Source organism: Pseudomonas fluorescens (genome assembly GCF_012974785.1).
Taxonomy (GTDB): domain Bacteria; phylum Pseudomonadota; class Gammaproteobacteria; order Pseudomonadales; family Pseudomonadaceae; genus Aquipseudomonas; species Aquipseudomonas fluorescens_BT.
On record NZ_CP027561.1, the window covers coordinates 2,883,007 to 2,906,043 of the forward strand.

Sequence of the window (23,037 nt, forward strand, 5' to 3'; positions counted from 1 at the left end):
ATGAAAAGTCTACTGCCGCTCAACAGCACGCAACTGGAACGGGCCATGGAGGCCGCGTTTTTCGAAAAGACGATTGTCCCACTGCGCGACCTCTACAACCCCGACACCTGCCCGGCGCATCTGCTGCCACATTTGGCGTGGGCGTGGTCGGTCGATCGCTGGGATTACCGGTGGTCTGAGGCGACCAAGCGCGCGGCCATCAAGGCGTCGTTCTACATCCACAAACACAAGGGCACGATCGGGGCGATCCGTCGCGTGGTCGAGCCACTGGGTTACCTGATCGAGATTGTCGAGTGGTTCCAGACCGTGCCCGAAGGTGTGCCGGGTACCTTCGCGCTGAAGGTTGGCGTGCTGGACACCGGCATCACCGAGGAAATGTATCAGGAGCTTGATCGCCTGATTGACGACGCCAAGCCCGTCAGTCGCCAGTTGGTCGGGTTGGCGATCAGTTTGGAAACCCAAGGCAATTTAGACATTGCCGTATCCCTCTACGACGGCGATGAAATCGACGTTTACCCACCCGTCATGCGTGACATCGAGGTCACCGGCAGCTTTGGCGTGGTCGGCCGCGAACACACCATAGACACCCTGGACGTTTATTATGATTGATGCGAATTCGCAGTTTTTTGCGATCCTCACGAACGTGGGGAGAGCCAAGCAGGCGAATGCTGACGCGCTTGGCATTGCCTGGAAGCTCACGGAAATGGGCGTTGGAGATGCCAACCCGGGCGGGTTGGCCGATCCGCCGAATCCGATCCCGTCGGCCGATCAGACCAAGCTGCTCAACGAGTGGCGGCGCAAGCCGTTGAATCAGCTACGGGTTGACCCTGTCAACTCGGCGGTGATCATCGCCGAGCAAATCATTCCGGCCGACGAGGGCGGTAAGTGGATCCGCGAAATCGGCCTCTACGACGCTGACGGGGATCTGGTGGCGGTGGCCAACTGTGCGCCGAGCTTCAAGCCGCTGCTGTCGCAAGGCTCCGGCCGCACGCAAGTAGTGCGGATGAACTTCGTGGTCAGCAGCACGGGCAACATCACGCTCAAGATTGATCCGGCGGTGGTGCTGGCGACCCGTGAGTGGGTGCTAGCGCAGATTCTGGAGGAATTAAGCAAGCTCGACATCAAGCAGTCGGTGCGCGCTGCCACCACGGCCAATATCAATCTGGTCGGTTTGCAGGTGGTGGACGGGGTTTCGCTGAACGCCGGCGACCGGGTGCTGGTGAAAGACCAAATAGCGGCCAAGGACAACGGCCCGTATGTGGTGGCGGTGGGTGCGTGGGTGCGGGCCAAGGATGCGGATAACAGCACCAAGGTGACGCCGAACCTGACGGTGGCGGTCGAGGTCGGCGCTACTCAGGCCGACACGATCTGGCAACTGGTGACGGATGGCACGATTGTCGTAGGCACCACCGCGCTGACGTTCAAGAACATCACGGACGGTTTCGCCCGGTTGTTCTCGCCGACGTTCTCCGGCAATCCAACGGCCCCCACGCCGGCGCAGTTCGATAGCAGCAAGTCGCTGGCGACAACTGAATTTCTAAAGCGTCGTGGTTTCGAGTACTCGGGCTTCACGACCAGCGATGCGAGCCTTGTGCTTTCGTCGTCGCACGTCGGCGGCCTGCACAGTTTCTCCAGCGCTACGCAGCTCACGGCGACCTTGCCACCGACAGCGGGTGTAGCGCAGGGCGCCACGATCACGCTGGCCAGTGCCGGTCCGGGCGGGTTGAAAATCGTGGGTTCGGGGAGTGACGTTGTCTATACGTCGACCGGCGTGGCCGGCCCGTTGGTGCTGGCCTTGGGCGACACGGCCGAATTCATCCGCCTGCAAGACCAGTGGCGCCTGGTTGGCGGCTCGGTGATGTTTCGCTTTGCGGGCACGATGGGCGGCGCGCACTTCACCACGCAACCGCAGTTCGATAACGGCAAGGCGTTGGCTACGACTGAATTTGTGCAGCGAGCGCAGGGGAATTTTAGCGGGCAAACGACCATTACCACGTCGGCCACTACGCTAACGCCTGCATTGGCTGGGCGCCGCATTGTCGGCGCTCTGGCTGGAACCTGGACGCTTCCGCTGTTGACCGCCAGTCCTGTCGGGTCGAAGTTTTACATTCAGAATTCGTCGAGTGGCGACATCGTGGTTAACCGGCAAGGGACGGATATTATCGTCGCCCTCGCCAAGACCGTGAACAGCGTCATTATCCCGGCGGGGTCGGCTGGTGTTCTGGTGTGCGGTGAAACCAATTGGGTGTTTGAGGAGGGGCCCGCCGCCCTGAAATACTCCACGGAGTTTGCATCGAGCATTTCCGGCTCGGGGTGGGCCAAAAATGCCAACGGCCTTATTGAGCAGTGGGGATCGGGCGTTACGGATGCAAACGGGTATGTATATGTCACGTTCCCTATTCCGTTCCCTAACGCGCCGCGCAACATTACGCCAATGCACGTCGGGTCATTGTGTTTGATGCACGCAGTTATGGGGGCGAATCTGGTGGCGTCCGGCTGTACGTTGCGCGTACAGAATCAGTCGGGGGCGGCTCAAGCGGGTTGGCAGGTCTATTGGCGGGCTATAGGGAACTAGAGATGAGCAGAGTTGTATTTTTCAGTCCGTCCATCTGTGGGGCTTATCGCCCCGAGATCCACGGTGCAGACATGCCGGCGGACGTGGTCGAGGTGTCGGAAAGTGTTTGGCAGGCGCTGCTCGATGAGTTGTCGGTCAGCCCCAAGAAAATGTCGTCACGACCCGATGGTCAGCCTGTGCTGATCGATCCGCCGCCGCTCGCTGCTGACGAACTGGCGGCGGTCGAGCGGGCTTGGCGTGACGCGCAGTTGGCCCTGTCCGATCCGCTGGTTTCCCGGCATCGCGACGAGCTGGAAGAAAGCGGCGCAACTTCGCTCACGGCCGAGCAATACGCTGAGCTTCAGGCCTATCGCCGGCAGTTGCGCGACTGGCCGCAAGGCTCGCAATTCCCGCTCTCCGAGCATCGACCGAGCGCACCGCTGTGGATGACCGGCCAGCTTCAATAGACGCCCCGCACTGACGGGGCGTTTTCTTTTCCGTTACGCGTAACGCACACCCTCACAGCCTCGCTTATGCGGGGCTTTTTCGTTTCTGGAGATTGGACTTTATGAGTTTCTTTCACGGCGTCACGACCACTGATGTCAAGACGGGGGCGCGCACCATCTCGCTGCCGTCGTCGTCGATTATCGGCCTGTGCGACACCTTTACCCCGGGCCAACTCGGCGGCGGTACGGCCAAGGCCGGCGAACTGAAGTTGATCACCACCGAGCGCGAAGCCATTGCCGCGTTCGGTGCCGACTCGGCCATCACCAAGGCCTGTCAGGCGATCTACGTCAAAGCCAAGGCGGTGATCGTCGCTATCGGCGTGCCAAAGCTGGAAGACGCCGCGCTGCAAACCTCAGCGATCATCGGCGGTGTCCTGGCCTCGGGTCAGCGTACCGGCCTGCAGGCGCTGCTTGATGGCAAAAGCCTGTTCAACGCCCAACCGCGTCTGTTAATCGCGCCGGGCCATACGGCGAATCAGGCGGTGGCCACGGCCATCGACAGCGTGGCGCAGAAACTGCGCGCTATCGGCATCATCGACGGCCCGGGCACCACCGATGAGGCCGCCATGGCCTACGCCGATAACTTCGGCAGTCGCAACCTGTTCATGGTCGACCCGGGCGTCAAGTATTGGGACACCGTCACCAGTTCGACGGTCGATGCGCCCGGCTCGGCTTGGGCAGCAGGCCTGTTTGCCTGGACGGATGCTGAATACGGTTTCTGGGCTTCGCCGTCGAACAAGGAGTTGACCGGCATCACCGGTACCGGTCGCGCGGTCGAGTACCTGGACGGCGACGAGACCTGCCGGGCCAACCTGCTCAACAACGCCAATATCACCACGATCATTCGCGACGACGGTTATCGCCTGTGGGGTAACCGCACGCTGTCGAGCGATCCGAAGTGGGCGTTCGTTACCCGCGTTCGCACGCTGTTCATCCTCATGGACGCGGTGCAGGCCGGGCACAAGTGGGCGGTTGACCGCTCAATCACCAAGACCTACGTGACCGATGTCACCAACGGTCTGGATGCGTTCATGCGCGACCTGAAAGCCCAGGGCGCAATCATCAACTTTGAAGTGTTTCCCGACACCGAATTGAACACGGCCAGCCAGATCGCCCAAGGCAAGGTGTATTGGCGTATCCGTTTCACCGATGTGCCGCCGGCAGAAAACCCGAATTTCCTTTTCGAAGTCACCGAACAGTGGATGACCGAAGTGCTTGAAGCAGCCTAAGGGGGCGTAGCAAATGATTCCTCAAACTTTGTACAACACGAACATGTTCGTCGACGGCGTAAATTTTGCCGGCGAAGTGCCGAGCATGACGCTGCCCAAGTTGACCACCAAAACTGACGAATACCGTGGCGGCGGCATGGCCGGCCCCATCGATATGGATCAGGGGCTTGAGAAAATGGAAGCCTCGTTTGTCACCAAGGGCGTGCGCCGCGAGTCGCTGAAGTACTTCGGCCTGGCTGACGGCACGGCGTTCAACGCCACGTTCCGAGGTGCCTTCAAGGGCCAAAAGGGCGCGGTGACAGCGGTCGTTGCCACTCTGCGCGGTCGCCTCAAAGAGGTCGATCTCGGTGACTGGAAAGCCGGTGATGCGGCCGAGATCAAACACGCGATTGCGGTCACCTACTACAAGCTCGAAATCGACGGACGCCTGATGTACGAAATCGACATGGTCGCCGGCGTCCAGATGATCGACGGCAAAGACCAACTGCTCGAAGTGCGCAACGCGCTCGGCCTGTAAGGAAGTTTCAGATGACTCAAGCAATCGCTAAAAACCTGCCGGCCTGGCTGTCGCTCAGTGCAGTCGGTGCCGTCGTAACGCTGACCCGTCCAAGCCAAGCCAATAGCATCGACGTCGAGACGTTGAACCTGCGCAACCCGACCGTGCGTGAGGTGCGGGCGGCCGACCGTGCCGCCAACGGCGACGACGAACAGCGCGAACTGATGCTGTTTGCCGGGCTGGCTGAGGTCGGACTGAAGGATCTGGAAGGCCTCAAACTGACCGACTATCGCCGCGTGCAGACGGCGTATTCGCACCTGGTGCCGAAAACCGATTATTCGGATTCGATGCCGGCATGGTTGTCGCTGACCACCGATCAGGTGCTGGTGACGCTGTCGTGTCCGAGTGAAATCAACGGCGTGACCGTCGACAAGCTGGCCTTGCGTTCGCCGACCGTGGGCGACGTGCGGGCGGCCAACCGTGAAGTGGGTGGCGACGATGAGCAGCGCGAGCTGGTGTTGTTTGCTGCGTTGTCCGGTGCGCCTGTCGCGGATCTGGAGGGGCTGAAGCTGGTGGATTTTAACCGCTTGCAGGCCGGCTATTTTCGCATGGACAACGACGACGGGCTTTAACCCCAGCGTTATCAAGTCGGCGGCGAAACGTCTGGCGGCGGAAACCGGATTTTCCGCCGCCGAGATCCAGTCGATGCCGTTCGCGGATATGGTGTGGTGGCTCACGGATTGAGCCGCCACCGGTAGTGCTGGGCACATGAGGGCCATGACATGGCAAACAAACTCGCCCTCGGGCTGGTGATCGGCGGTGCCGTCAGTTCCACGGTCGGCGCCGCGTTCAAGGACGTGACCGGGCGCATCAAGCGCCTCGAGGCAGAAGGCAACAAAGCGCGGGTGCTGCAGCGCACGATTGGCGACACCATCCGCCTGCGCGAGGAATGGAAAAAGGCTCACGACACCGGCGCTGCCGGCGCGTCCAAATTACTCAACCGTTTGAACTCGAACCTCGACAGCTTGAAAAAGCAGGGGATCGAGGTCGGGCGACTGGAAAAAGCCTATCGCTCGATGGGGCAGACGGCCAACAAAGCCGAGCTGAAAGCCAAAGGGCATCAGCAAATTGATTCTGGCGTACAGGGCATGAAAGGCGCCGTCGGTGCGGCGGTGGTCGGCGTCGGTGCCATGGCGGTACCGACCAAGGTCAGCGCTGATTTCGGCGCGATTGTGCGTGATATCGCGATCAAGGCCGGCATTGCCAACAAGCCGCAAGAGCAGGAGATGTCGCGCAAGATCATCGACACTTCACGCGACACCGGCATGGCGCGCAACGATGTGGCCGACGTGGTCAATCAGTTGGTCGGCGCCGGTATGGACTTGAGCAAGGCGCTGGAATACGCGCCTGTCGCGGCCAAGTTTGTCGTGGGGCAGGGATCCAGCGGTGTCGACACGGCGAAGATGATCAACGCCCTGGGGCAGAACGCCAAGATCACCGACCCCAAGCAGATGCAGCAGGCGCTGGAGGCGATCGCTTACCAAGGGCAGGCGGGCAGCTTTGAAGCGGCTGATATGGCCAAGTGGTTTCCCGAACTGTTGGCCAACATGGCCAGCAACGGTATCACCGGCCTGGATGCGGTGACGCAACTGGGTGCCATGTTGCAGGTGCAGATGAAGCAGGCCGGCAGTTCGGATGAAGCGGCCAACAACCTGAAAAACTGGATGGGCAAAATCGGCTCGGGCGATACGGTCAAGGCTTACGAAAAGGCCGGTATCGACTACAAGGGGTCGATGCAGACCGGTTTGCAGAACGGCATGTCGACGCTTGAGACCAGTATGGCGCTGGCTCAGAAATACATTCAGGCGACCGATCCGAAGCGTGCGGCGAAAATGGCCGAGGCCACGGCAAAAATCAGCGAGCAAGCCGATCCTGAAAAGGCCAAGGCCATGATGGCCTCGCTGGAAGAATCCTTGCGCACCGGCGACCTGTTCGCCGACATGCAGGTCAAGGCCGCTCTGTCGGCCTACATGCAGAACAAGGCGCTATACAGCCAGCTCAAAAACGATTCGCGTGAAGCGACCGGGATCCTCGACAAGAACCTCGCCGAGCGGCGTGAGTCGTCATCGCAGAAATGGGCGGAAATGGCCCAGTCGATGGATGACGCCATGCGTAGCATCGGTGATGCGCTGCGCCCGGTGACGGACACTGTGGCCGAGTCGTTGACCAAGGTTACTAAAGGCATTACGTCGCTGACGGATAGCGCGCCCGGGGTAGTTGCCGGTATCGCCACGGTCGGGGCGGGGCTGATCGCCTTAAAAGGTATCTTCAGCACGATCAAAATCAGCAAGGGGCTACTTAACCTTGCACGCGGTTCGCGCGGTGGCAGTAGAGAAAGAGACGCCGGCAATCAAAAGCCCGGAGAACTTGATCTGGTAGCGACTGGCCTGGATGTTGTTTCGCGGGTGAAGGAAGCGGCAACGGGCGGCGGCCTTGGCACTGAAACTGGCGCAGGTAACGACGGCGTCAAAAAGGTTTTCGTCGTCAATGCCGGTGCTATGGGTGGCGGTGTGGATGTGTCGGGCGAATCGCGCCGACGTGGACGTGGGTCAAGGCGCAGCGCTCGGCGTCGGTCGTTGCCGAGTTCGAGAGGGCCTCGCCCGTCTGTGCCTCGTCCACCTGTTCCGGTTTCACGTCCATCTGTTCCGGCTCCGCGTCCACCTGTTTCGATCCCGACGCCATCAGCCCCTGCCGTTCCAAGTGGGGTGCTGTCAAAGCTCGGCGTCGTTGCAGAATCCGTCGGTAAGGTCGGCAAGGCGGCCAAGGTCATTCCTGGCGGCACGCTGCTGGAGTCCGGTGCGATGGCTTTTGAAACCTTTCAAAACGCCAAGACCAAGGACGAAAAAGCCGAAGGCTACGGTGCGGCCGCCGGCAATCTGGCCGGCACCATGGCCGGTGCAGCAGCTGGTGCCGCCATTGGTTCGGTGGTGCCCATCATCGGCACGGCTATTGGTGGCCTGATTGGTGCTTACCTCGGCAGTCAGGGCGGCGCGGCGCTGGGCGGATCCCTGGGTAAATCGCTGTTCGGTGGCGAGGATGAAAAGCCCGAACAGACGGCAAAGGCACCGGTGCCAACCACGCCGCTCATGATGGCGTCAGCGGGCCAGCAAGGACCGGCGCTGGGGGATGTCGCGCGCTCTATGGCGGTGACGGCGCCGCTCAAATCGGCGGCGGCGATCCAGCCCAAGGAGCCAGAAAAACCGGTGCCGGCCAAGGTGGACCAGCAGTTTCAGTACTCGCTGAGCATGCCGGTCACGGTGCAGGGTGATGTCAAGGACCCGCAAACCTTGGCGCAGGACCTGATGCCGCACATGCAGCGAATGATGGCGGATGCGGCAAAGAGTAACGCCGCCAAGCTGTACGACGAACCCCATGTCTAAGGAGGTTTCATGGCTTACATGGAGCAGATGCAATCGAGCCTGAAGTACCTGGTCGAGGCAGCGGAAACCGGACGGCGCAGTGCTGACGGCATGTTGACCCCGGTCAACGGTGCGATCCGCGAACTGACCGGCGCCGCGTCCGAGCTGGAGAACATCCCGTTTGTTGGTCCGGCCATCGGCGCCAAACTTCAGCGGGTGATGCGCGGCGTCGACGCAGCCCAGGCCAAGGTTGGTCAAGTGGTCGCGGTCTACGGCCGCGCCACCCGGGCGGCGGCTGAAGTGCAGGATCGGCTGGGCACGTTGAAGGAGCAGGCCGGCAAGGCAGCCACGGCGATCAACAACGTCGCCGGCAAGGTCAGTCCGTCGCTGGCCAACATCGTGCCCACCAGTTCCTTTGCCGTGGAGGCCACGCCGGCACCGGAGGCGGTGAAGCCGTTCCCACATCTGATGATCATTCAGCCGCGCGATCCGAAGATTGAGCCGTATTACTTCAATCTGGACACGGCAGCTTTCGACGAGCTGAGCCGTTCGACCGAATTCCGCTGGGCTTCGCAGGAGCGGCTGACGCGCCGGCCGGCGAAGCAGGCCATCGGTATGGGCGATGAAAAGTTGACGCTCAAGGGCACCATCTATCCGGGCTTCAAAGGCGGTTTAAAGCAGCTCGACACGCTGCGTTCCATCGGGGCCAGGCTGCAGCCGCTGACCCTGACTACGGGCTATGGCGAGGTGATCGGGACGTGGTGCCTGAAAAACATCAACGAGGAACAGTCCGCACTGCTGCACGGCGGGATTGCCCGCAAACAGGGTTTTACTTTGGAGTTTGAGCGTTATGGCGACGATATGCAGGACGTCTGACGGCGACATGCTCGATGTCATTTGCAACGACGTTTACGGCCATCTGAATGGCAGCGTGGAGGCCGTGTTCGATGCCAATCAGGGGCTGGCCGATGAGCCTCAGCCTTTCCGGTTGGGCGTGATCATCGTCCTGCCGGATCTGCCCAGTCCGACCAATGAAGGCGTTAGTTTGTGGGATTGACCTGGGGCGATGCCTTCGCCGGCGCCGCGTCGCGTTACGCGTAACGCCACCTTGTTTTTCTGGCCCGCCTTGTGCGGGTTTTTTATTGGAAAAAACCATGACTCCGATGTTTCGAATTGTCGCCGATGGGGCCGACGTCACGGCGAAGATCAATGATCGGCTGTTGTTGCTGCGCACCTCTGACAAGCCGGGCATGGAGTCCGACGAGTTTGAGTTGCGTATCGACGACCGTGATGGGCAAGTGCAATTGCCACGGCGTGGCAGCTCAATCGAGATCTACCTGGGCTATGCCGAAACGACCTTGACGCGTATGGGCAGTTACACCGTCGACACGGTCGAGGTGTCAGGCCCGCCGGACACGATCGTGATCAAGGGCAAGGCCAGCGACGTACGTGGCAGTGGCAAGACCATTCGTAGCGGAAGCTGGGAAGGCGTGCCGTTGTCGAAGATCGTGGCTGACGTGGCCGCGCGCAATGGCTGGACGCCGGTGTGTCCGGTGTCGACCAAGGTCGCCCGGGTCGACCAGCTCAACGAGTCCGATTTTAATTTCATCACCCGTCTAGCCAAGCAATACGACTGCACGGCCAAGGTTGCCGACGGCAAGCTGTTGGTGATGCCGCGCCAAGGTGGCCAGACGGCCAGCGGCAAAGCATTTGGCGCTATCACGCTGACCCGCAGTGACCTTAGCCGCTGGCAATTCAGTCTCGGCGATCGCAATTCGCACAAGGCGGTGGCCACCAAGCATCAGGACAAAAAGAACGGCAAGCTCGCGGTGGTTACCATCGACAACGATGACGCTCCGGACGGATTGCCGGCAGTGCATACCGACCGCCATATCTACCCAGACAAGGGCGCTGCTGAAGCGGCGGCCAAGGCCCGTTTGTCAGCGTTCAACCGCTCGACCGCCGATGTGCGGCTTGAAATGCCCGGCCGGACGGACATCTTCGCCGAGCGTCCGATCATCGCTCAGGGTTTCAAGGTCGGGCTTGATGGCGAATACCTGGCGGATTCGGTTGAGCAGGTATTCACCCAGTCCGGCTGGTCCACCACGGTCGAATGCAATGCCGGCAAAGCCGGTAAATCCAAGGGCAAGAAAAAGAAAGGGCCAAAACCACCACTCAAGGTTGTGAACATCGAGAAGCAGTAACCACATCCCATCGCCGCCTTAGTGCGGCTTTTTTATGTCTGGAGTTTGTATGGCTATCAGTCAGCAGCAGTTGCTGCAGATCCTCCCCAACGCCCGCCCAGTCGCGGGCGTTTTTGTACCTGTCCTGAATACAGCAATGCAACGCTACCAAATCGTCGGTAGAAAGCGTGTTGCCGCGTTCATCGCCCAGCTCGGCCATGAATCTGGACAGCTGCGCTACGTTCGTGAGATCTGGGGACCGACCCCGGCTCAAGCGAAATACGAGGGGCGCGCAGATCTGGGCAATACCCAACCCGGTGATGGTTCGAAATATCGTGGCCGGGGTCTGATCCAGATTACCGGCCGGGCGAACTATGCCGCTTGTGGCGAGGCGTTGGGCCTTAACCTGATCACTCAGCCGGAGCTGCTGGAACTGCCCCAGTATGCCGCCATGTCAGCAGCGTGGTTCTGGAAGCAGAATGGGCTGAACGATCTGGCTGACCGAGACCAGTTCAACACCATCACTCGCCGTATTAATGGCGGTCTGAATGGTTTACAGGATCGACTGGAGATTTGGTCGCGTGCGCAGGCGGTGCTGGTGTGATCGCCGTCCCGTGGAAAACAGTTGTTGTGCTGGCGCTGGTACTGATCGGCGCTGGCAGTGCCTGGCAGTTTCAGGACTGGCGGTACGGGCGGCAACTGGCCGAGCAGGCGCGGTTGAACGCCGAAACCCTCAATCAACTGACTCAGGCCGCCGCCGCCACGCAGCAGGCTGAGCAAGTTAAGCGGCTGGCGCTCGAGCAGCGGCTGTCGGCCAGCGAGCAAACCTACTTTAGGAAAATGACTGATGCCCAACGTGACCAAGATCACCTGCGCAATCGCCTTGCCACTGCTGATGTCCGCCTGTCAGTCCTCCTCGACGCAACCAAAGGCTTTGGGATGCCAGCCGCCTCCGGCGCCGGCGGCGTGGATCATGCAGCAGTACGCGCCCGACTTGACCCAGCGCATGCTCAAAGAATTATCGCCATCACCGACACCGGCGACCGGGGATTGATCGCGCTGCATGCGTGTCAGGACTACATCAACGCATTGAGTCGGCAGTAGGGCCTCAACTCAAAAGCTGTTGATTTGCGATGTGCCGAAACCGCCGAGTGGTCGGAGTTGGAGATTATTAAATGTCAAGTATCAGTTTTTTTGCATCGACAATAAGTTTTGGTGACAAATACATATTAATTGACTCCATGCTGACGGAGCCATTCGGCCCAAACCCAAAACCTGACGATATTGACTCGATTCTTATAATTGAATGTAGTTCGTTATTAGCCATTGCCCGTACTTTCTTGATAATCGAGTTTTCAATGTTTTCTAATTTCAAGCAGAGCTCTTGCCTCGTTGGATCTAAGCGTTCGCAACTTTCAATTAGTCCTTTTAGCTCTTTTGCTGGGAGTAAAAGCTTAATCGCTGTTGCTATATTTGCACCTAGGTTGTGTGTATACTCAAAATCAATTAGCTTTTCTGCCAGTTTGTTGAAATCTGTTTTTAGTTTTCCTCTACCGCCTACCGCAGATTGTAGTGATTTGAATGCGAATTCAAGCTGGCTCGCTTGATTGCCCGATATGGCATTTAGATTATTCAGAGGTGAAGGCAGAGTGCTTGGTGAAGCTCCTGAATGGCATATCGGAAGCAAAGGGATTTCATTTTTTTCTTCGTTTATGTTAATCAGGTTTCTTATCCATATCGCTCCGAGCTCAAAGTTTATCCAGTTTCGCTTAACGGATGTGTTACTTATTAAATATATTGCTGCTACGCAGTTGGTTAATCCATTTTCTATTTTTTTTAGAAAGTTTGCACCAGCTGGAATGCTGGTTCCATCTGATGAAACAAAAACATCAACAAAGCCGCTGAACTCTTCTACTATCGCTTGCTGTATGATAAGTGCAAGTGCTTTTTCTTCGTGTATGTGTGAGAGGAAAATCATCTTCTGTGACATGTTATGTGCTCATGTTTAGGCGTTGTGGGTTGTAGCATCAATTTGAGAGCGTAACAGTCTTTCAAGTCGGAGCCTATCATGAGATTTAATGATCTAAAAAGACCTAACACTTCATCCGTTTTTACGTGCTCAACGATTTTAATCTTCCAAAGGTGTCGGTCTGCCCACCTTTCTACGGCATCGAAAAAACTTTGTGCAATCCTTGGTCAGTGCGGGGCCATCCCTGGCGGACCGTATCGGCGTGCAGGAACTAGCATTCTTTATTTGAAAGAGCGAGCTAGAAAGTCGGCGCTGCGTTGTACCGTTCAAAGGATTGCTCCCCGGTCGAGTTGATCAGGGCGTTCGGCATGCTCAGCGCTGCAACGATGTCGTGAATGCCGCTACACTGGGAGAGTCGTCCGCACATTGCCCGTTTCTCGCATCGATCTATCAGCGTAGACCTAATGGCGCTGTCTTCGTCACAAAACCTTTTCCGGCGCAGGCCTGGCAATCATCGCGCGCATCAAAGCGATCAAGGCAGGCAGTGCAAATGCGGAAAGCTGCCGACTCAATGTGAGGCCGCACCTTTTCGAAGCGCGCAGATCTCGTTCCTCCTGCGCGACTTGCGCAGCATCTATAAGCGCTCGATAGGCGTCAGCGTCAGAGAGAGAGTGGTAGGTGATGCCGGCGATCATTCGTTCGGTCTCGACCAACTGATACTGGCGCCCATTCATTTCCAGCACCAAGCCTGTAATCCGTCCAATCTTTCGGGAAAGTCCCAAGGTTAGCCTCACACCATCGGCGTCAGAGTAGACCTTTCCGTCGTAGGCGGAGGAAGCGCCGCGCGGCTCATCACTTTTGAAGTTGAAGATTGACCGGCTGATAGTGCCCAGCAGATTGCCGTTATCGATCTGAACGACATCATAGGTCGATGCGCCACGGTAGTGTCCGAGCGAGTTCTGCATCTCCTCGACGGCGTGCCAGTAAGCGGCGTCTGCCATTTCGTTCATGTCGAACTGCTCAAGCCGGTCGATCAAGCCCTCACCGAGGAGCGTCGCTGTCATCTCGTGGAGGGTTTCCCGATGACCCTCTGGGTTCTGTAGACGGAAGTCGTGACCGTCGAGGGTCGCGCGCCATCTTTGGAGCCGTAGGGTTTTTGCTTCGTCGAAATTCATGCTGCGGGGTTCGCTGTACAAGTGCTGTATTTATGCACAGTAATCAAGATGGAGCAGGTGGGCGAGGTGGAGGCGACGAGCTGTCAGTCGGGCGTCATTAGAACTGCCAAGGTCATCTTGATGAACTCTTCGTTCTTGTCGATCGCCCAGAGGGCCCCGCGGACGTTATCGGCGACATCGGCCGACCCGCGCTGCTCTACCCAATTCGATAGCTCCATGATGGCGGCTTCGGGGGCGAGTTGGTTTTCGTTGATCTTGAAGAGTAGGGAAGGGAGTAGGTCTGAGTTGGGCATTTTGGTTTCCTTGATAGCCAAAGAACCAGCGTAGCATCGTGTTACATGAAGAGTGTTTTAACGATCGGCAGGATGCCGGAGAGGGGAAAGTTTTGTAACGCGTTGCAAAAAGTTTTGTAACGCTTCGAAAAAAGCCCCAAAAATCTGAGCCCCCAGAAACGACAAAGCCCTGAATAATCAGGGCTTTGTCATACATAAGATGGCGGAGGCGATGGGATTCGAACTCATGGACCTGTTACAGTCGACGGTTTTCAAGACCGTTGCCTTAAACCACTCGGCCACACCTCCGTTGCGTTGCGGGCGCCATAATACCTGAATGAAACACACTGTCAAACTCTGTGCATGGCTTGTTACAGAGCGTCTGTTATGATCTTTGCGACTGAACGTTTCAAACCAACAGGAGTGTCGCCATGCGCGAACAGGATTACGCAGTTCACAACAGCGTGCAGGCTGAGCAGCTAGAGGTTAGCCGCGTCCTGCGCAACACTTATGGCCTACTGGCACTCACCCTCGCATTCAGCGGTGTGATGGCTTTCGTGGCCCAGCAGATGCGCGTCGGTTACCCGAACATTTTCGTGGTGCTGATCGGCTTTTACGGTCTGTTCTTCCTCACCAACAAGCTTCGTGATTCGGCCTGGGGCCTGGTGTCGGCGTTTGCCCTGACCGGTTTCATGGGGTTCCTGCTCGGCCCGATCCTCAACCGTTACCTGGGCATGCAGGGCGGTGCTGAAGTGGTCAGCTCCGCCTTCGCGATGACGGCACTGGTATTCGGTGGTCTGTCGGCCTACGTGCTGATCACCCGCAAGGACATGAGCTTCCTCGGTGGCTTCATCACCGCCGGTTTCTTCGTGTTGCTGGGTGCGACGCTGGCGAGCATGTTCTTCCAGATCAGCGGCCTGCAACTGGCGATCAGCGCAGGTTTCGTGCTGTTCTCGTCGGTGTGCATTCTGTTCCAGACCAGCGCCATCATCCACGGCGGCGAACGCAACTACATCATGGCGACCATCAGCCTGTATGTATCGATCTACAACCTGTTCATCAGCTTGTTGCAGATCTTCGGCATCATGAGCCGCGACGACTGATCGACTGAATCGGCGTTAACGAAAAACCCGCGAAAGCGGGTTTTTTGTTGCCTGCAAAAACGTGATCAGACGATCAATTGATGATCATGCTGCCATCGGTGTGTTGCTTGTAGATCGTGTAGGGCAGCAGCAAGGTATCGAGCACCCCCGAGACCGCCGCATCGACCAGCAGGCCGGGAGAAGCGTTCTTGTAGTTGAACGCATCGACGTCATCCGGTTTTTCTGCGTGCAGCATGCAAAAATCGTAAGTCGCGCCGCTGTAGATGCGCGGGACGGCACCACAGTAGGTTTTCTGGTTCTTCAGTTGATTCACGGAGACCCTGTCGCTGAACGCCACGGTCTGCACCGTCCCGCACCCCGCGAGCATCAGTGCTGTCAGCATCATTGCCTGCGTTTTCATATCGCCGTTCCTTAGCCGGAAAAACCACAATTTACACCGTACATGCTTGAAAAGTATTCAGGCCATCGGCGGCAACCGTCGCTTGACCGGTGTTTTCTTGACGATGGCCGTATTGGTCTCGGCCAGGGTATTGAGGCGGTCGAGCAGGGTGTCCAGTTGCTCCATCGACCGCACATGCAGACGGGCAATGAAGCAGTCCTCGCCGGTGACCTTGTCGCACTCGGTGAACTCGGGAATCGACAGGATCTGCCGTTCCACCTCCTGCAATTGCCCGGGTAACGGGCGCACCCGGACGATGGCCTGCAACTGGTAGCCGAAGCATTTCGGGTCGATCTCCACAGTGTAGCCCTTGAGCACGCCGCGCTCCTCCAGCCGGCGCAAGCGCTCGGCCACGCTCGGTGACGACAATCCGCTGATTTGTGCCAGGGCCTTGAGCGAGCGTCGGGAGTCTTCCATCAAGGCTCCGATCAGAATCTGGTCGATATCGTCGGTCATGCAAAAAAAACTCCCGCATTAGGTGAATGGCGAAAACCACCCTTGATAAAAAAGGCAGAAATCGAGTTTAGCCTGCCTTTTGCGCTGGAGAAGCCCCGATCTCGCTTGGCATACTTTTGCCACACATTAAGGAGATTGATGATGGAAAAAACAATCCGGCGCGGCTCATTCGAAATGACCGCTGCCATGCTGATATCCGGGACGATCGGCTGGTTCGTGCTGGTGTCCGGTCAACCGGTACTCGATGTGGTGTTCTGGCGCTGTGTATTCGGTTCCGGCACTTTGCTGCTGATTTGCGCCGCTTTCGGTTTCTTGCGCCCGGGCATTCTGACCCGCACCACGTTTCTGTTGGCGGTGCTCAGCGGCATGGCGATTGTTGGCAACTGGGTGCTGTTGTTCGCCTCGTATTCCCGGGCTTCGATCGCCATTGGCACGGCGGTGTACAACGTGCAGCCGTTCATGCTGGTGGGACTGGCCACCCTGTTTCTCGGCGAGAAAATCACCCTGCAAAAGCTGTTCTGGCTGGGGATTTCATTTATGGGAATGCTGGCCATCGTCAGTGCCCATGGCGGGCAAGGCGAGGGCGGGAATGATTACCTGATGGGGATCGCGCTGGCGCTGGGGGCGGCGTTTCTGTACGCCATTGCCGCGTTGATCATCAAGCACCTGACCGGCACTCCCCCGCACTTGATTGCGTTGATCCAGGTCTGCACCGGCGTGCTGCTGCTCGCGCCGTTCGCACATTTTTCAGCGCTGCCGCAGGCGCCCATTGCCTGGGCCAGCCTGGTGACGTTGGGCATCGTTCACACCGGTCTGATGTATGTATTGCTCTACGGCGCGATCCAGAAACTGCCGACGGCACTGACCGGCGCACTGTCGTTCATCTATCCGATTGCGGCGATTTTCGTCGACTGGTTCGCCTTCGGCCATCAACTGCAGACCCTGCAATGGATCGGCGTGGCGGCGATCCTGCTGGCCGCCGCCGGGATGCAACAGGGCTGGGGCTTCAAGTCGCGGCGTCTGGCGGCGCAGTAACGCTCAGATGTTCCAGCGCGGTGCGGTTTTCGCCAGGCGCTGGCGCATCTCGCCGATGTTGGACGCCAGTTGCCGGGTCAGCAGACGGTAACCGTCGAGCGGGCTGTAGACCGGCGCGTCGAGGCTGGCGTCCGGCAACTCCAGCGGGCGCCCAAGGCGCTGGGTCGCACCGGTTTTCAAGGCCCGGGCCATGCCGATCAGTTGCACACGGATCTGCCGGTGCTCGGCCTTCAAGGCCGATTGCAGGTGGGCCATCGCTTCAGGATCGCTGGTGTCCGGCCGGGTATTGCCGAGGATTTCAAGCGTGCTGATGCACATGCGCAGGTTGCGCTGGATCGCGTCCAGTTCGGTCATCGAAACCTTCACTTCCTTGGACACTGACGGCATCAACGAGCGCAGTTGCACCATCACGGTGTTCAACCGGCCCATCAGTTTCAGATGTTCATCGGCCGAAACCGGTTCACCGCTGATGATCCGCCCGTACACCGTGGCGCAATCGCGCAAGGCATCGGCCAGGTTGTAGCGCCACGAATACACCGCGTACAGCGGCAGGGCGAAGGAAAAGGCCAGGGCCAGGGCGATACCGATCAGGATATCGACCCCGCGCCACAGCCCGTCGGTGATTGGATTGTCGCCATGCCCGGCGACAATGAAAACGGTGATGGCCGAGAGCAGGGCGGTGTAGCCGCCCTTGCCGATGGCGTGATACGAGAAGAATCCGCACACCACCGCCATTGCAAAATAGGTCAGCCACGGCATGCCCAGCCACGCCTGTTGCGCCACCAGCAACAGACCGACGCCGGCGCCGATCAAGGTGCCGGTGGCGCGTTCGGCGGCTTTCTTGCCGATGTTGCCGTGGTGCTGCAAGCCGCCGATGACCACGAGCATGGTCACCGACGCCCATTCGCCGTGGGGCAGGTTGATGCCGGTGGTCAGCAGGATGGTCGCCAGCAACCCCAGCGCCACCCGCACCGCGTGAATCAACCGTGCGTGTCGGTAGCGACGGTAGGGGTCCAGCAGCGGCCGCAGGATCCGCCGCAACAGCGGCGGCCAGCGGTGGGGGCTGAAAGTGCTCAGCGTTTATTCCTCCTCAGAAGATGTAATCGGTGGCGATGAAGTTCGAATCCCGCCCGCGAATAATCTCGCTGATCAGGTCCTTGTTGGGCTCCTGGAACTTGGTCGCCACCAGGGTGCGGATCGAAAACACCCGCAGCGCATCGTGTACCGACAGCGTGCCTTCGGCGGAGTTCTTGCGCCCGTTGAACGGGTAGGTGTCCGGGCCCCGCTGGCACTGGGCATTCAGGTTGATCCGCCCGACCTGGTTGGCGAAGGTGTCGACCAGTCGGCCGACGGCCACCGGATTGGTGCCGAAGATGCTCAGTTGCTGGCCGAAGTCCGATTCCAGAACATAGTCGATCACGGTATCGAGATGACGGTACGGCACGATTGGCACCACCGGGCCAAATTGTTCTTCCTGATAGACACGCATCTGCGGCGTCACCGGGTACAGCACTGCCGGGTAGAAGAACGAGGCCCGTGCTTCACCGCCATTCGGGTTGACCACCTGGGCGCCTTTGCTGTGCGCGTCAGCCACCAGACTGTGCAGATAATCGACCTTGCCCGATTCCGGCAGCGGCGTCAGCGAAACCCCGCTGTCCCACGGCATGCCCGGTTTGAGGCTGGCCAGTTTCGCGTTGAATTTCTCGATGAAGCTTTCGACCACGTCTTCATGCACAAAAAGGATCTTCAACGCAGTGCAGCGCTGGCCGTTGAACGACAGCGAACCGGTGACCGCTTCGCTGACCGCGTTATCCAGATCCACCTCGGGCAGGACGATGCCGGGGTTCTTCGCATCCAGCCCCAATGCTGCACGCAGGCGGTGCGGTTTCGGGTGCAGTTTTTTCAGGTCGCTGGCGGCCTTGTTGGTGCCGATGAAGGCGAAGATGTCGATCTTGCCGCTGGCCATCAGCGCGCTGACGGTCTCGCGGCCGCTGCCGTAGATCACGTTGATCACGCCGGTGGGGAAGCTGTCGCGGAAGGCTTCGAGCAGTGGACGGATCAGCAGCACGCCGAGCTTGGCCGGTTTGAACACCACGGTGTTGCCCATGATCAGCGCTGGAATCAGCGTGGTGAAGGTTTCGTTCAGCGGATAGTTGTAAGGCCCCATGCACAGCGCCACGCCGAGCGGTACGCGGCGGATCTGGCCGAGGGTGTCCTGTTCCAGCTCGAAGCGGCTGGAGCGGCGGTCGAGTTCTTTCAGTGCGTTGATGGTATCGACGATGTAGTCGCAGGTGCGGTCGAACTCTTTCTCCGAGTCCTTGAGGTTCTTGCCGATTTCCCACATCAGCAGTTTCACCACGGCGTCGCGCTGTTGGCGCATGCGCCCGAGGAAGGCTTCGACGTGCTGGATGCGCTCGGCCACGCGCAGGGTCGGCCAGAGGCCCTGGCCACGGTCGTAGGCACGCACGGCGGCGTCGAGGGCGGTGAGGGCGGTGTCGGCGTCCAGCAGCGGCGTACTGCCGAGGATCACTTGTTCGTCGCCGTTGTCGCCGTGCAGATAGACCGGACTGCGCACGGTGGCGAGCGGGCCGTCCCAGCGGCGCAACTCGCCGTCGACCAGATATTCGCGTTGCTCGATCTGACCGTCGAGGCGGTATTTTTCCGGGATGTCGCTGACAGAAGGGAACAGATTGCCAAGGATGTTTGCTGTGGTCATGTCGCTACCCCGTAGAAGATGTCGGCGGGCCGATTGGAAAAGGCTTTACAGGTTATACGCCTGAATTCACTGAAATTTAAACCCGCAAATGTCACGGGAATGTCACGCGGGCATGAGCCCTGACTGGCCCCGGATGCCCCCCTCACTGTCCCGCAATGCCCTCAACCCGCGGCCGTCGCTGCCTTATGGTGTGATCACAACAATACGCAGCACCTCACGCGAGGATCTTTATGCGGGCATTCCGATTCACCTGGCTGCTGATGCTGGCCGTTGCACTGGCCGGTTGCGGCGAAGATGCCAAACCCCCGACCTCATCCGGCACCGCCCGTAGCGCCATGCCATCCGACCCGGCGCTGGCGCAGATCTACGCCAACAGCTGCCAGCTCTGCCACGCCAACCCCGCCGCGAATGCGCCGCTGACCGGTGACCGCAAGGCCTGGGAACCGCGCATCCGGCAGGGCACCGATACGCTGCTCGACCACGCCATCAATGGCTACAACGGCATGCCGCCGATGGGCCAGTGCGTCGAGTGTTCGGAAGAACAATTCCTTCAGTTGATCGGCTTCATGGCCGACCAGCCGCTTCCACAATAAGGATCCTGGCATGCCGATAGATCTGACACGCCGGCAGTTGTTGCAACGGGCAAGCATCGTCGGGGCGTTCAGCGCGCTGGCTTCCAATCCGGCGCTGGGCCAGTTGATGCGCGCACCGCGGCTGATTCCCTGGCGCAACTGGTCGGGCGGGCAAAGTTGCCTGCCGGCGGCGCGGGTGGCACCGAAGAATCTGGATGAATTGACCGCAGTCATCCAACAGGCCCCCGGCAAAATTCGCCCGGTCGGCTCGGCGCATTCCTTCAGCGCGCTGGTACCCACCGACGGCACGCTGCTGTCGCTGAGCTACTTCAACGGTCTGCTCGATCACGACCCGAAAACCCTGCAAGCCGAATTCGCCGCCGGCACGCCGATGTCGCGCATGGGCAGGCCGCTCAAGGACGTCGGCCAGGCTCTGCAAAACATGGCCGACATCGACTATCAAACCCTCGCCGGGGCCATTTCCACCTCAACCCACGGCACCGGCAAAACCTTCCAGTCCTACTCGGCTCACGTCTGCGGGATGCAACTGGTGACCGCCAGCGGCGAGGTGTTGGACTGCGACAGCCAACGCCATCCCGAAGTGTTCAACGCCGCCCGGGTATCCCTCGGCGCGCTGGGCGTGGCGACGAGAATTCGCCTGCAAAACCGCCCGGCCTATCGCCTGCGAGAAACCCAGTGGATCGCCAAAACCGAAGAGCTGCTGGAAGACCTGGACAAGAACACAAGCGAAAACCAACACTGGGAAATGCTCGTTGTCACCCATTCCGACTACGCCCTGTCCATCGCCCTCAACGAAACCACCGATCCAGCCACACCGCCGATCCCGCCCGAAGAGGAGGGCGGCAACGAGTTCGTGACGCTGATCGAGAAGATCGACAAATACGGCAGCGACTTCCCGAGCCTGCGCAGTTCGCTGCTCAACAACCTGCGGCATCTGGCGAGTTTCGAGGATCGGATCGGCGACTCGTTCGACATCTACGCCAACGTGCGCACCGTGCGCTTCAACGAAATGGAATATTCGGTGCCCGCCGAACACGGCCCGGCGTGTCTGCGCGAGATTCTCAAACTGATCCGCGACAAGGACCTGCGCACCTGGTTTCCCATCGAGTACCGCTACGTCAAGGCCGACGATATTCCGCTGAGCATGTTCGAGGGCCGCGACAGCTGTTCGATCTCGGTCCACCAGCATTACCAGATGGACCATCACAACTTCTTCGCCGCCGTCGAGCCGATCTTCTGGAAGTACAACGGCCGCCCGCACTGGGGCAAGTTGCACACGCTCAATGCCCGCACGTTGCAAACGCTCTATCCGCGCTGGCAGGAATTCATTCAGGTACGCCAGGCGCTAGACCCCAGCGGCAAGTTTCTCAACGGGCATCTGTCGTCGATTCTGGGGGTGAGCTGATGGCGGTCAATCGACGTAATTTCGTGCTCGGGACTTTGGGTGTTGGCGCTTTGCTGGTGGGGGTTGGCGCATGGCTGCGACCGGGGGATCGCGGCGGGCCTTACAGCGAATATTTCCGGGCGCTGAACAATGAACTCAAGACCAAAGGCCCGATGCGGCCGGTGTTGCTGATCGACCTGGATCGCCTCGATCACAACATTGATGTGGTCATGCGCTCGGTCAAACGTGGCGGCAAGCAACTGCGGCTGGTGGAAAAATCTCTGCCGTCACCGGGCCTGCTCAGCTACATCGGCCAGCGCGCCGGGACGCAGCGACTGATGTCGTTTCATCAGCCATTTCTCAACCACGATGCGGTCACCTTCCCGCAGTCGGACATCCTGCTCGGCAAGCCACTGCCGGTGCGCTCGGCAGAGCTGTTCTATCAAACCCACAAAGGTCCGTTCGATCCCGCGAAACAACTGCAATGGCTGCTCGACGGCCCCGAACGTCTGCAGCAATACTTTGCACTGGCTCAGGGATTGGGCACGCGGATGCGGATCAATATCGAGCTGGACGTCGGCCTGCACCGGGGCGGCGTCAGTGACCTTAACGTGCTCGGGCAGATGCTCGCGCTGATCGCCGCCAACCCGCAGCACCTGGAGTTTGCCGGGTTCATGGGCTACGACCCGTTCGTGGGCATGGGCGTGCCGGGGATTCTTGGTTCGCCCGAAGAACTGTTCGCCAAAGTGATGGTGATTTATCAGCGTTGTGTCGACTTCACCCGGCAACAGTACCCGGCGTTGTGGCATGACGGCCTGTGCCTGAACACTGCGGGGAGTCCGAGTTACCGCATGCATGAAAACGAGAGCCTGAGCAGCGAAGTGTCGGTGGGGACGGCGATGCTCAAGCCGACTCATTACGATCTGCCGTCACTGGTTGAACACGTACCAGCCACTTACATCGCGACGCCAGTATTGAAAAGCACGGGAGCGGTGAACATCCCGGCGCTGGACAACAAGTCCAAGCTGTTCTCGTGGTGGGACACCAACCAGCGCCAGACCTTCTTCATCTACGGCGGCAACTGGATGGCCGAGTTCGAATCGCCGCCGGGATTGCAGAGCAATGGTGTTTACGGCCGTAGCTCGAATCAGGAGATGGTCAATGGTTCGAATGCCGTTGGCTTGACCGTGGAGGATCAGGTGTTCCTGCGCCCGACCCAGACCGAGGCCGTCCTCCTGCAATTCGGTGACTTGCTGGCGGTGCGTGGTGGCAAGATCGTCGACATTTGGCCCGTCTACACCTGACGGAATGTTTTTCTGAAAAAAACCCATAACCCTGTGGGAGCGGGCTTGCTCGCGAAGGCGTCCCGTCAGCCACTCTCTAAGTGACAGACACACCGCTTTCGTCGGAGCGCCGCCCGGAGCAAGCCCGCTCCCACAAGGTTTTGTGGTGTCTGCAATTCCCCGATCAATTTCTGTAATGAAGCTTTTATGACAAAAGTTCGGTAG

At 59.3% G+C, this 23,037-nt stretch carries 24 protein-coding genes and 1 tRNA gene; 17 read left to right on the forward strand and 8 right to left on the reverse strand.

All coding sequences use genetic code 11. The annotated features are described in order from the left end of the window. From C6Y56_RS12935 to C6Y56_RS12990, 12 genes are all read left to right on the forward strand, one after another. On the forward strand, positions 1-609 hold the full coding sequence (locus C6Y56_RS12935; protein WP_169430204.1) for a phage tail protein I: 609 nt from the start codon (positions 1-3) through the stop codon (positions 607-609). Next, positions 602-2,575 (forward strand): phage tail protein, encoded by a 1,974-nt coding sequence (locus C6Y56_RS12940; RefSeq protein WP_169430205.1) that lies wholly within the window; start codon positions 602-604, stop codon positions 2,573-2,575. The genes C6Y56_RS12935 and C6Y56_RS12940 overlap by 8 nt, the downstream gene beginning before the upstream one ends. 2 nt (positions 2,576-2,577) lie before the next feature. Continuing rightward, positions 2,578-3,021 carry a phage tail assembly chaperone gene (locus C6Y56_RS12945; RefSeq protein ID WP_169430206.1) on the forward strand — a complete coding sequence of 148 codons (444 nt, stop codon included), beginning with the start codon at positions 2,578-2,580 and terminating at the stop codon, positions 3,019-3,021. A 101-nt stretch (positions 3,022-3,122) separates the two neighbouring features. Then, entirely contained in the window at positions 3,123-4,289 is a 1,167-nt protein-coding gene (locus C6Y56_RS12950; protein ID WP_169430207.1) for a phage tail sheath subtilisin-like domain-containing protein, read from the forward strand. A gap of 13 nt (positions 4,290-4,302) precedes the next feature. Then, a complete protein-coding gene (locus C6Y56_RS12955) occupies positions 4,303-4,806 on the forward strand; it encodes a phage major tail tube protein (protein WP_169430208.1) in 504 nt (167 codons plus the stop codon). 11 nt (positions 4,807-4,817) lie between these two features. Beyond that, entirely contained in the window at positions 4,818-5,417 is a 600-nt protein-coding gene (locus C6Y56_RS29455) for a phage tail assembly protein (RefSeq protein WP_142579942.1), read from the forward strand. A 150-nt stretch (positions 5,418-5,567) separates the two neighbouring features. Beyond that, entirely contained in the window at positions 5,568-8,225 is a 2,658-nt protein-coding gene (locus tag C6Y56_RS12965) for a phage tail tape measure protein (protein WP_169430209.1), read from the forward strand. A gap of 9 nt (positions 8,226-8,234) precedes the next feature. Continuing rightward, positions 8,235-9,080, forward strand: coding sequence for a phage tail protein (locus C6Y56_RS12970; protein ID WP_108225745.1), 846 nt, complete (start codon positions 8,235-8,237; stop codon positions 9,078-9,080). Further along, positions 9,055-9,261, forward strand: coding sequence for a tail protein X (locus C6Y56_RS12975; protein ID WP_169430210.1), 207 nt, complete (start codon positions 9,055-9,057; stop codon positions 9,259-9,261). The genes C6Y56_RS12970 and C6Y56_RS12975 overlap by 26 nt, the downstream gene beginning before the upstream one ends. Positions 9,262-9,358: 97 nt before the next feature. Beyond that, entirely contained in the window at positions 9,359-10,408 is a 1,050-nt protein-coding gene (locus C6Y56_RS12980) for a phage late control D family protein (RefSeq protein WP_123377009.1), read from the forward strand. A gap of 49 nt (positions 10,409-10,457) precedes the next feature. Beyond that, positions 10,458-10,991: a glycoside hydrolase family 19 protein gene (locus C6Y56_RS12985; protein WP_169430211.1), complete on the forward strand. Its 534-nt coding sequence runs from the start codon at positions 10,458-10,460 to the stop codon at positions 10,989-10,991. Next, positions 10,991-11,491 carry a lysis system i-spanin subunit Rz gene (locus C6Y56_RS12990; RefSeq protein WP_169432633.1) on the forward strand — a complete coding sequence of 167 codons (501 nt, stop codon included), beginning with the start codon at positions 10,991-10,993 and terminating at the stop codon, positions 11,489-11,491. The genes C6Y56_RS12985 and C6Y56_RS12990 overlap by 1 nt, the downstream gene beginning before the upstream one ends. A 67-nt stretch (positions 11,492-11,558) precedes the next feature. Here the strand turns inward: C6Y56_RS12990 and C6Y56_RS12995 are convergent, their stop codons facing one another. From C6Y56_RS12995 to C6Y56_RS13010, 4 genes are all read right to left on the reverse strand, one after another. After that, positions 11,559-12,377 (reverse strand): toll/interleukin-1 receptor domain-containing protein, encoded by an 819-nt coding sequence (locus tag C6Y56_RS12995; RefSeq protein ID WP_169430212.1) that lies wholly within the window; start codon positions 12,375-12,377, stop codon positions 11,559-11,561. 458 nt (positions 12,378-12,835) lie between these two features. Continuing rightward, a complete protein-coding gene (locus C6Y56_RS13000; RefSeq protein WP_249314422.1) occupies positions 12,836-13,531 on the reverse strand; it encodes a hypothetical protein in 696 nt (231 codons plus the stop codon). Between the two features lie 83 nt (positions 13,532-13,614). Then, entirely contained in the window at positions 13,615-13,824 is a 210-nt protein-coding gene (locus C6Y56_RS13005; RefSeq protein ID WP_169430213.1) for a hypothetical protein, read from the reverse strand. Between the two features lie 200 nt (positions 13,825-14,024). Next, a tRNA-Ser gene (locus C6Y56_RS13010) sits at positions 14,025-14,112 on the reverse strand. A 122-nt stretch (positions 14,113-14,234) separates the two neighbouring features. On the opposite strand from C6Y56_RS13010, the gene C6Y56_RS13015 reads away from it, so the two are divergent. Next, positions 14,235-14,906 carry a Bax inhibitor-1/YccA family protein gene (locus C6Y56_RS13015; RefSeq protein WP_027613775.1) on the forward strand — a complete coding sequence of 224 codons (672 nt, stop codon included), beginning with the start codon at positions 14,235-14,237 and terminating at the stop codon, positions 14,904-14,906. A 73-nt stretch (positions 14,907-14,979) separates the two neighbouring features. On the opposite strand, the gene C6Y56_RS13020 is transcribed toward C6Y56_RS13015, so the two are convergent. Both C6Y56_RS13020 and C6Y56_RS13025 read right to left on the reverse strand, forming a co-directional pair. Beyond that, entirely contained in the window at positions 14,980-15,306 is a 327-nt protein-coding gene (locus C6Y56_RS13020; protein WP_169430214.1) for a YceK/YidQ family lipoprotein, read from the reverse strand. Positions 15,307-15,363: 57 nt separating this feature from the next. After that, complete coding sequence (locus tag C6Y56_RS13025) at positions 15,364-15,801, reverse strand: Lrp/AsnC family transcriptional regulator (protein ID WP_064381847.1); 438 nt, start codon at positions 15,799-15,801, stop codon at positions 15,364-15,366. A gap of 141 nt (positions 15,802-15,942) precedes the next feature. Here C6Y56_RS13025 and C6Y56_RS13030 point away from each other — a divergent pair, with 141 nt between their 5' ends. Further along, positions 15,943-16,836 carry a DMT family transporter gene (locus C6Y56_RS13030; RefSeq protein ID WP_169430215.1) on the forward strand — a complete coding sequence of 298 codons (894 nt, stop codon included), beginning with the start codon at positions 15,943-15,945 and terminating at the stop codon, positions 16,834-16,836. A 3-nt stretch (positions 16,837-16,839) separates the two neighbouring features. Here the strand turns inward: C6Y56_RS13030 and C6Y56_RS13035 are convergent, their stop codons facing one another. Beyond that, a complete protein-coding gene (locus tag C6Y56_RS13035; protein WP_169432634.1) occupies positions 16,840-17,880 on the reverse strand; it encodes an FUSC family protein in 1,041 nt (346 codons plus the stop codon). Between the two features lie 46 nt (positions 17,881-17,926). Next, the gene (locus tag C6Y56_RS13040; protein ID WP_169430216.1) at positions 17,927-19,552 is read right to left on the reverse strand and encodes an NADP-dependent glyceraldehyde-3-phosphate dehydrogenase; all 1,626 of its coding nucleotides are present in this window, start codon (positions 19,550-19,552) and stop codon (positions 17,927-17,929) included. 230 nt (positions 19,553-19,782) lie between these two features. Here C6Y56_RS13040 and C6Y56_RS13045 point away from each other — a divergent pair, with 230 nt between their 5' ends. The 3 genes from C6Y56_RS13045 to C6Y56_RS13055 all read left to right on the forward strand — a co-directional run bounded on the left by C6Y56_RS13045 (position 19,783) and on the right by C6Y56_RS13055 (position 22,833). Continuing rightward, positions 19,783-20,145: a c-type cytochrome gene (locus C6Y56_RS13045; protein WP_169430217.1), complete on the forward strand. Its 363-nt coding sequence runs from the start codon at positions 19,783-19,785 to the stop codon at positions 20,143-20,145. A 76-nt stretch (positions 20,146-20,221) separates the two neighbouring features. Then, entirely contained in the window at positions 20,222-21,550 is a 1,329-nt protein-coding gene (locus tag C6Y56_RS13050) for a D-arabinono-1,4-lactone oxidase (RefSeq protein ID WP_169432635.1), read from the forward strand. A 74-nt stretch (positions 21,551-21,624) separates the two neighbouring features. Then, positions 21,625-22,833, forward strand: coding sequence for a DSD1 family PLP-dependent enzyme (locus C6Y56_RS13055; RefSeq protein WP_169432636.1), 1,209 nt, complete (start codon positions 21,625-21,627; stop codon positions 22,831-22,833). The last annotated feature ends 204 nt before the right edge of the window (positions 22,834-23,037 follow it).

Bases quoted from the DNA above. Each gene is read 5' to 3' on its own strand.
- C6Y56_RS12975 (WP_169430210.1), top strand. From the start codon at position 9,055: ATGGCGACGATATGCAGGACGTCTGACGGCGACATGCTCGATGTCATT.
- C6Y56_RS13015 (WP_027613775.1), top strand. From the start codon at position 14,235: ATGCGCGAACAGGATTACGCAGTTCACAACAGCGTGCAGGCTGAGCAG.
- C6Y56_RS12945 (WP_169430206.1), top strand. From the start codon at position 2,578: ATGAGCAGAGTTGTATTTTTCAGTCCGTCCATCTGTGGGGCTTATCGC.
- C6Y56_RS13005 (WP_169430213.1), bottom strand. From the start codon at position 13,824: ATGCCCAACTCAGACCTACTCCCTTCCCTACTCTTCAAGATCAACGAA.
- C6Y56_RS12985 (WP_169430211.1), top strand. From the start codon at position 10,458: ATGGCTATCAGTCAGCAGCAGTTGCTGCAGATCCTCCCCAACGCCCGC.
- C6Y56_RS12950 (WP_169430207.1), top strand. From the start codon at position 3,123: ATGAGTTTCTTTCACGGCGTCACGACCACTGATGTCAAGACGGGGGCG.
- C6Y56_RS13025 (WP_064381847.1), bottom strand. From the start codon at position 15,801: ATGACCGACGATATCGACCAGATTCTGATCGGAGCCTTGATGGAAGAC.
- C6Y56_RS12965 (WP_169430209.1), top strand. From the start codon at position 5,568: ATGGCAAACAAACTCGCCCTCGGGCTGGTGATCGGCGGTGCCGTCAGT.
- C6Y56_RS12970 (WP_108225745.1), top strand. From the start codon at position 8,235: ATGGCTTACATGGAGCAGATGCAATCGAGCCTGAAGTACCTGGTCGAG.
- C6Y56_RS13040 (WP_169430216.1), bottom strand. From the start codon at position 19,552: ATGACCACAGCAAACATCCTTGGCAATCTGTTCCCTTCTGTCAGCGAC.
- C6Y56_RS29455 (WP_142579942.1), top strand. From the start codon at position 4,818: ATGACTCAAGCAATCGCTAAAAACCTGCCGGCCTGGCTGTCGCTCAGT.
- C6Y56_RS12940 (WP_169430205.1), top strand. From the start codon at position 602: ATGATTGATGCGAATTCGCAGTTTTTTGCGATCCTCACGAACGTGGGG.
- C6Y56_RS12955 (WP_169430208.1), top strand. From the start codon at position 4,303: ATGATTCCTCAAACTTTGTACAACACGAACATGTTCGTCGACGGCGTA.
- C6Y56_RS12935 (WP_169430204.1), top strand. From the start codon at position 1: ATGAAAAGTCTACTGCCGCTCAACAGCACGCAACTGGAACGGGCCATG.
- C6Y56_RS13000 (WP_249314422.1), bottom strand. From the start codon at position 13,531: ATGAATTTCGACGAAGCAAAAACCCTACGGCTCCAAAGATGGCGCGCG.
- C6Y56_RS13030 (WP_169430215.1), top strand. From the start codon at position 15,943: ATGGAAAAAACAATCCGGCGCGGCTCATTCGAAATGACCGCTGCCATG.
- C6Y56_RS12980 (WP_123377009.1), top strand. From the start codon at position 9,359: ATGACTCCGATGTTTCGAATTGTCGCCGATGGGGCCGACGTCACGGCG.
- C6Y56_RS13020 (WP_169430214.1), bottom strand. From the start codon at position 15,306: ATGAAAACGCAGGCAATGATGCTGACAGCACTGATGCTCGCGGGGTGC.
- C6Y56_RS13045 (WP_169430217.1), top strand. From the start codon at position 19,783: ATGCGGGCATTCCGATTCACCTGGCTGCTGATGCTGGCCGTTGCACTG.
- C6Y56_RS12995 (WP_169430212.1), bottom strand. From the start codon at position 12,377: ATGTCACAGAAGATGATTTTCCTCTCACACATACACGAAGAAAAAGCA.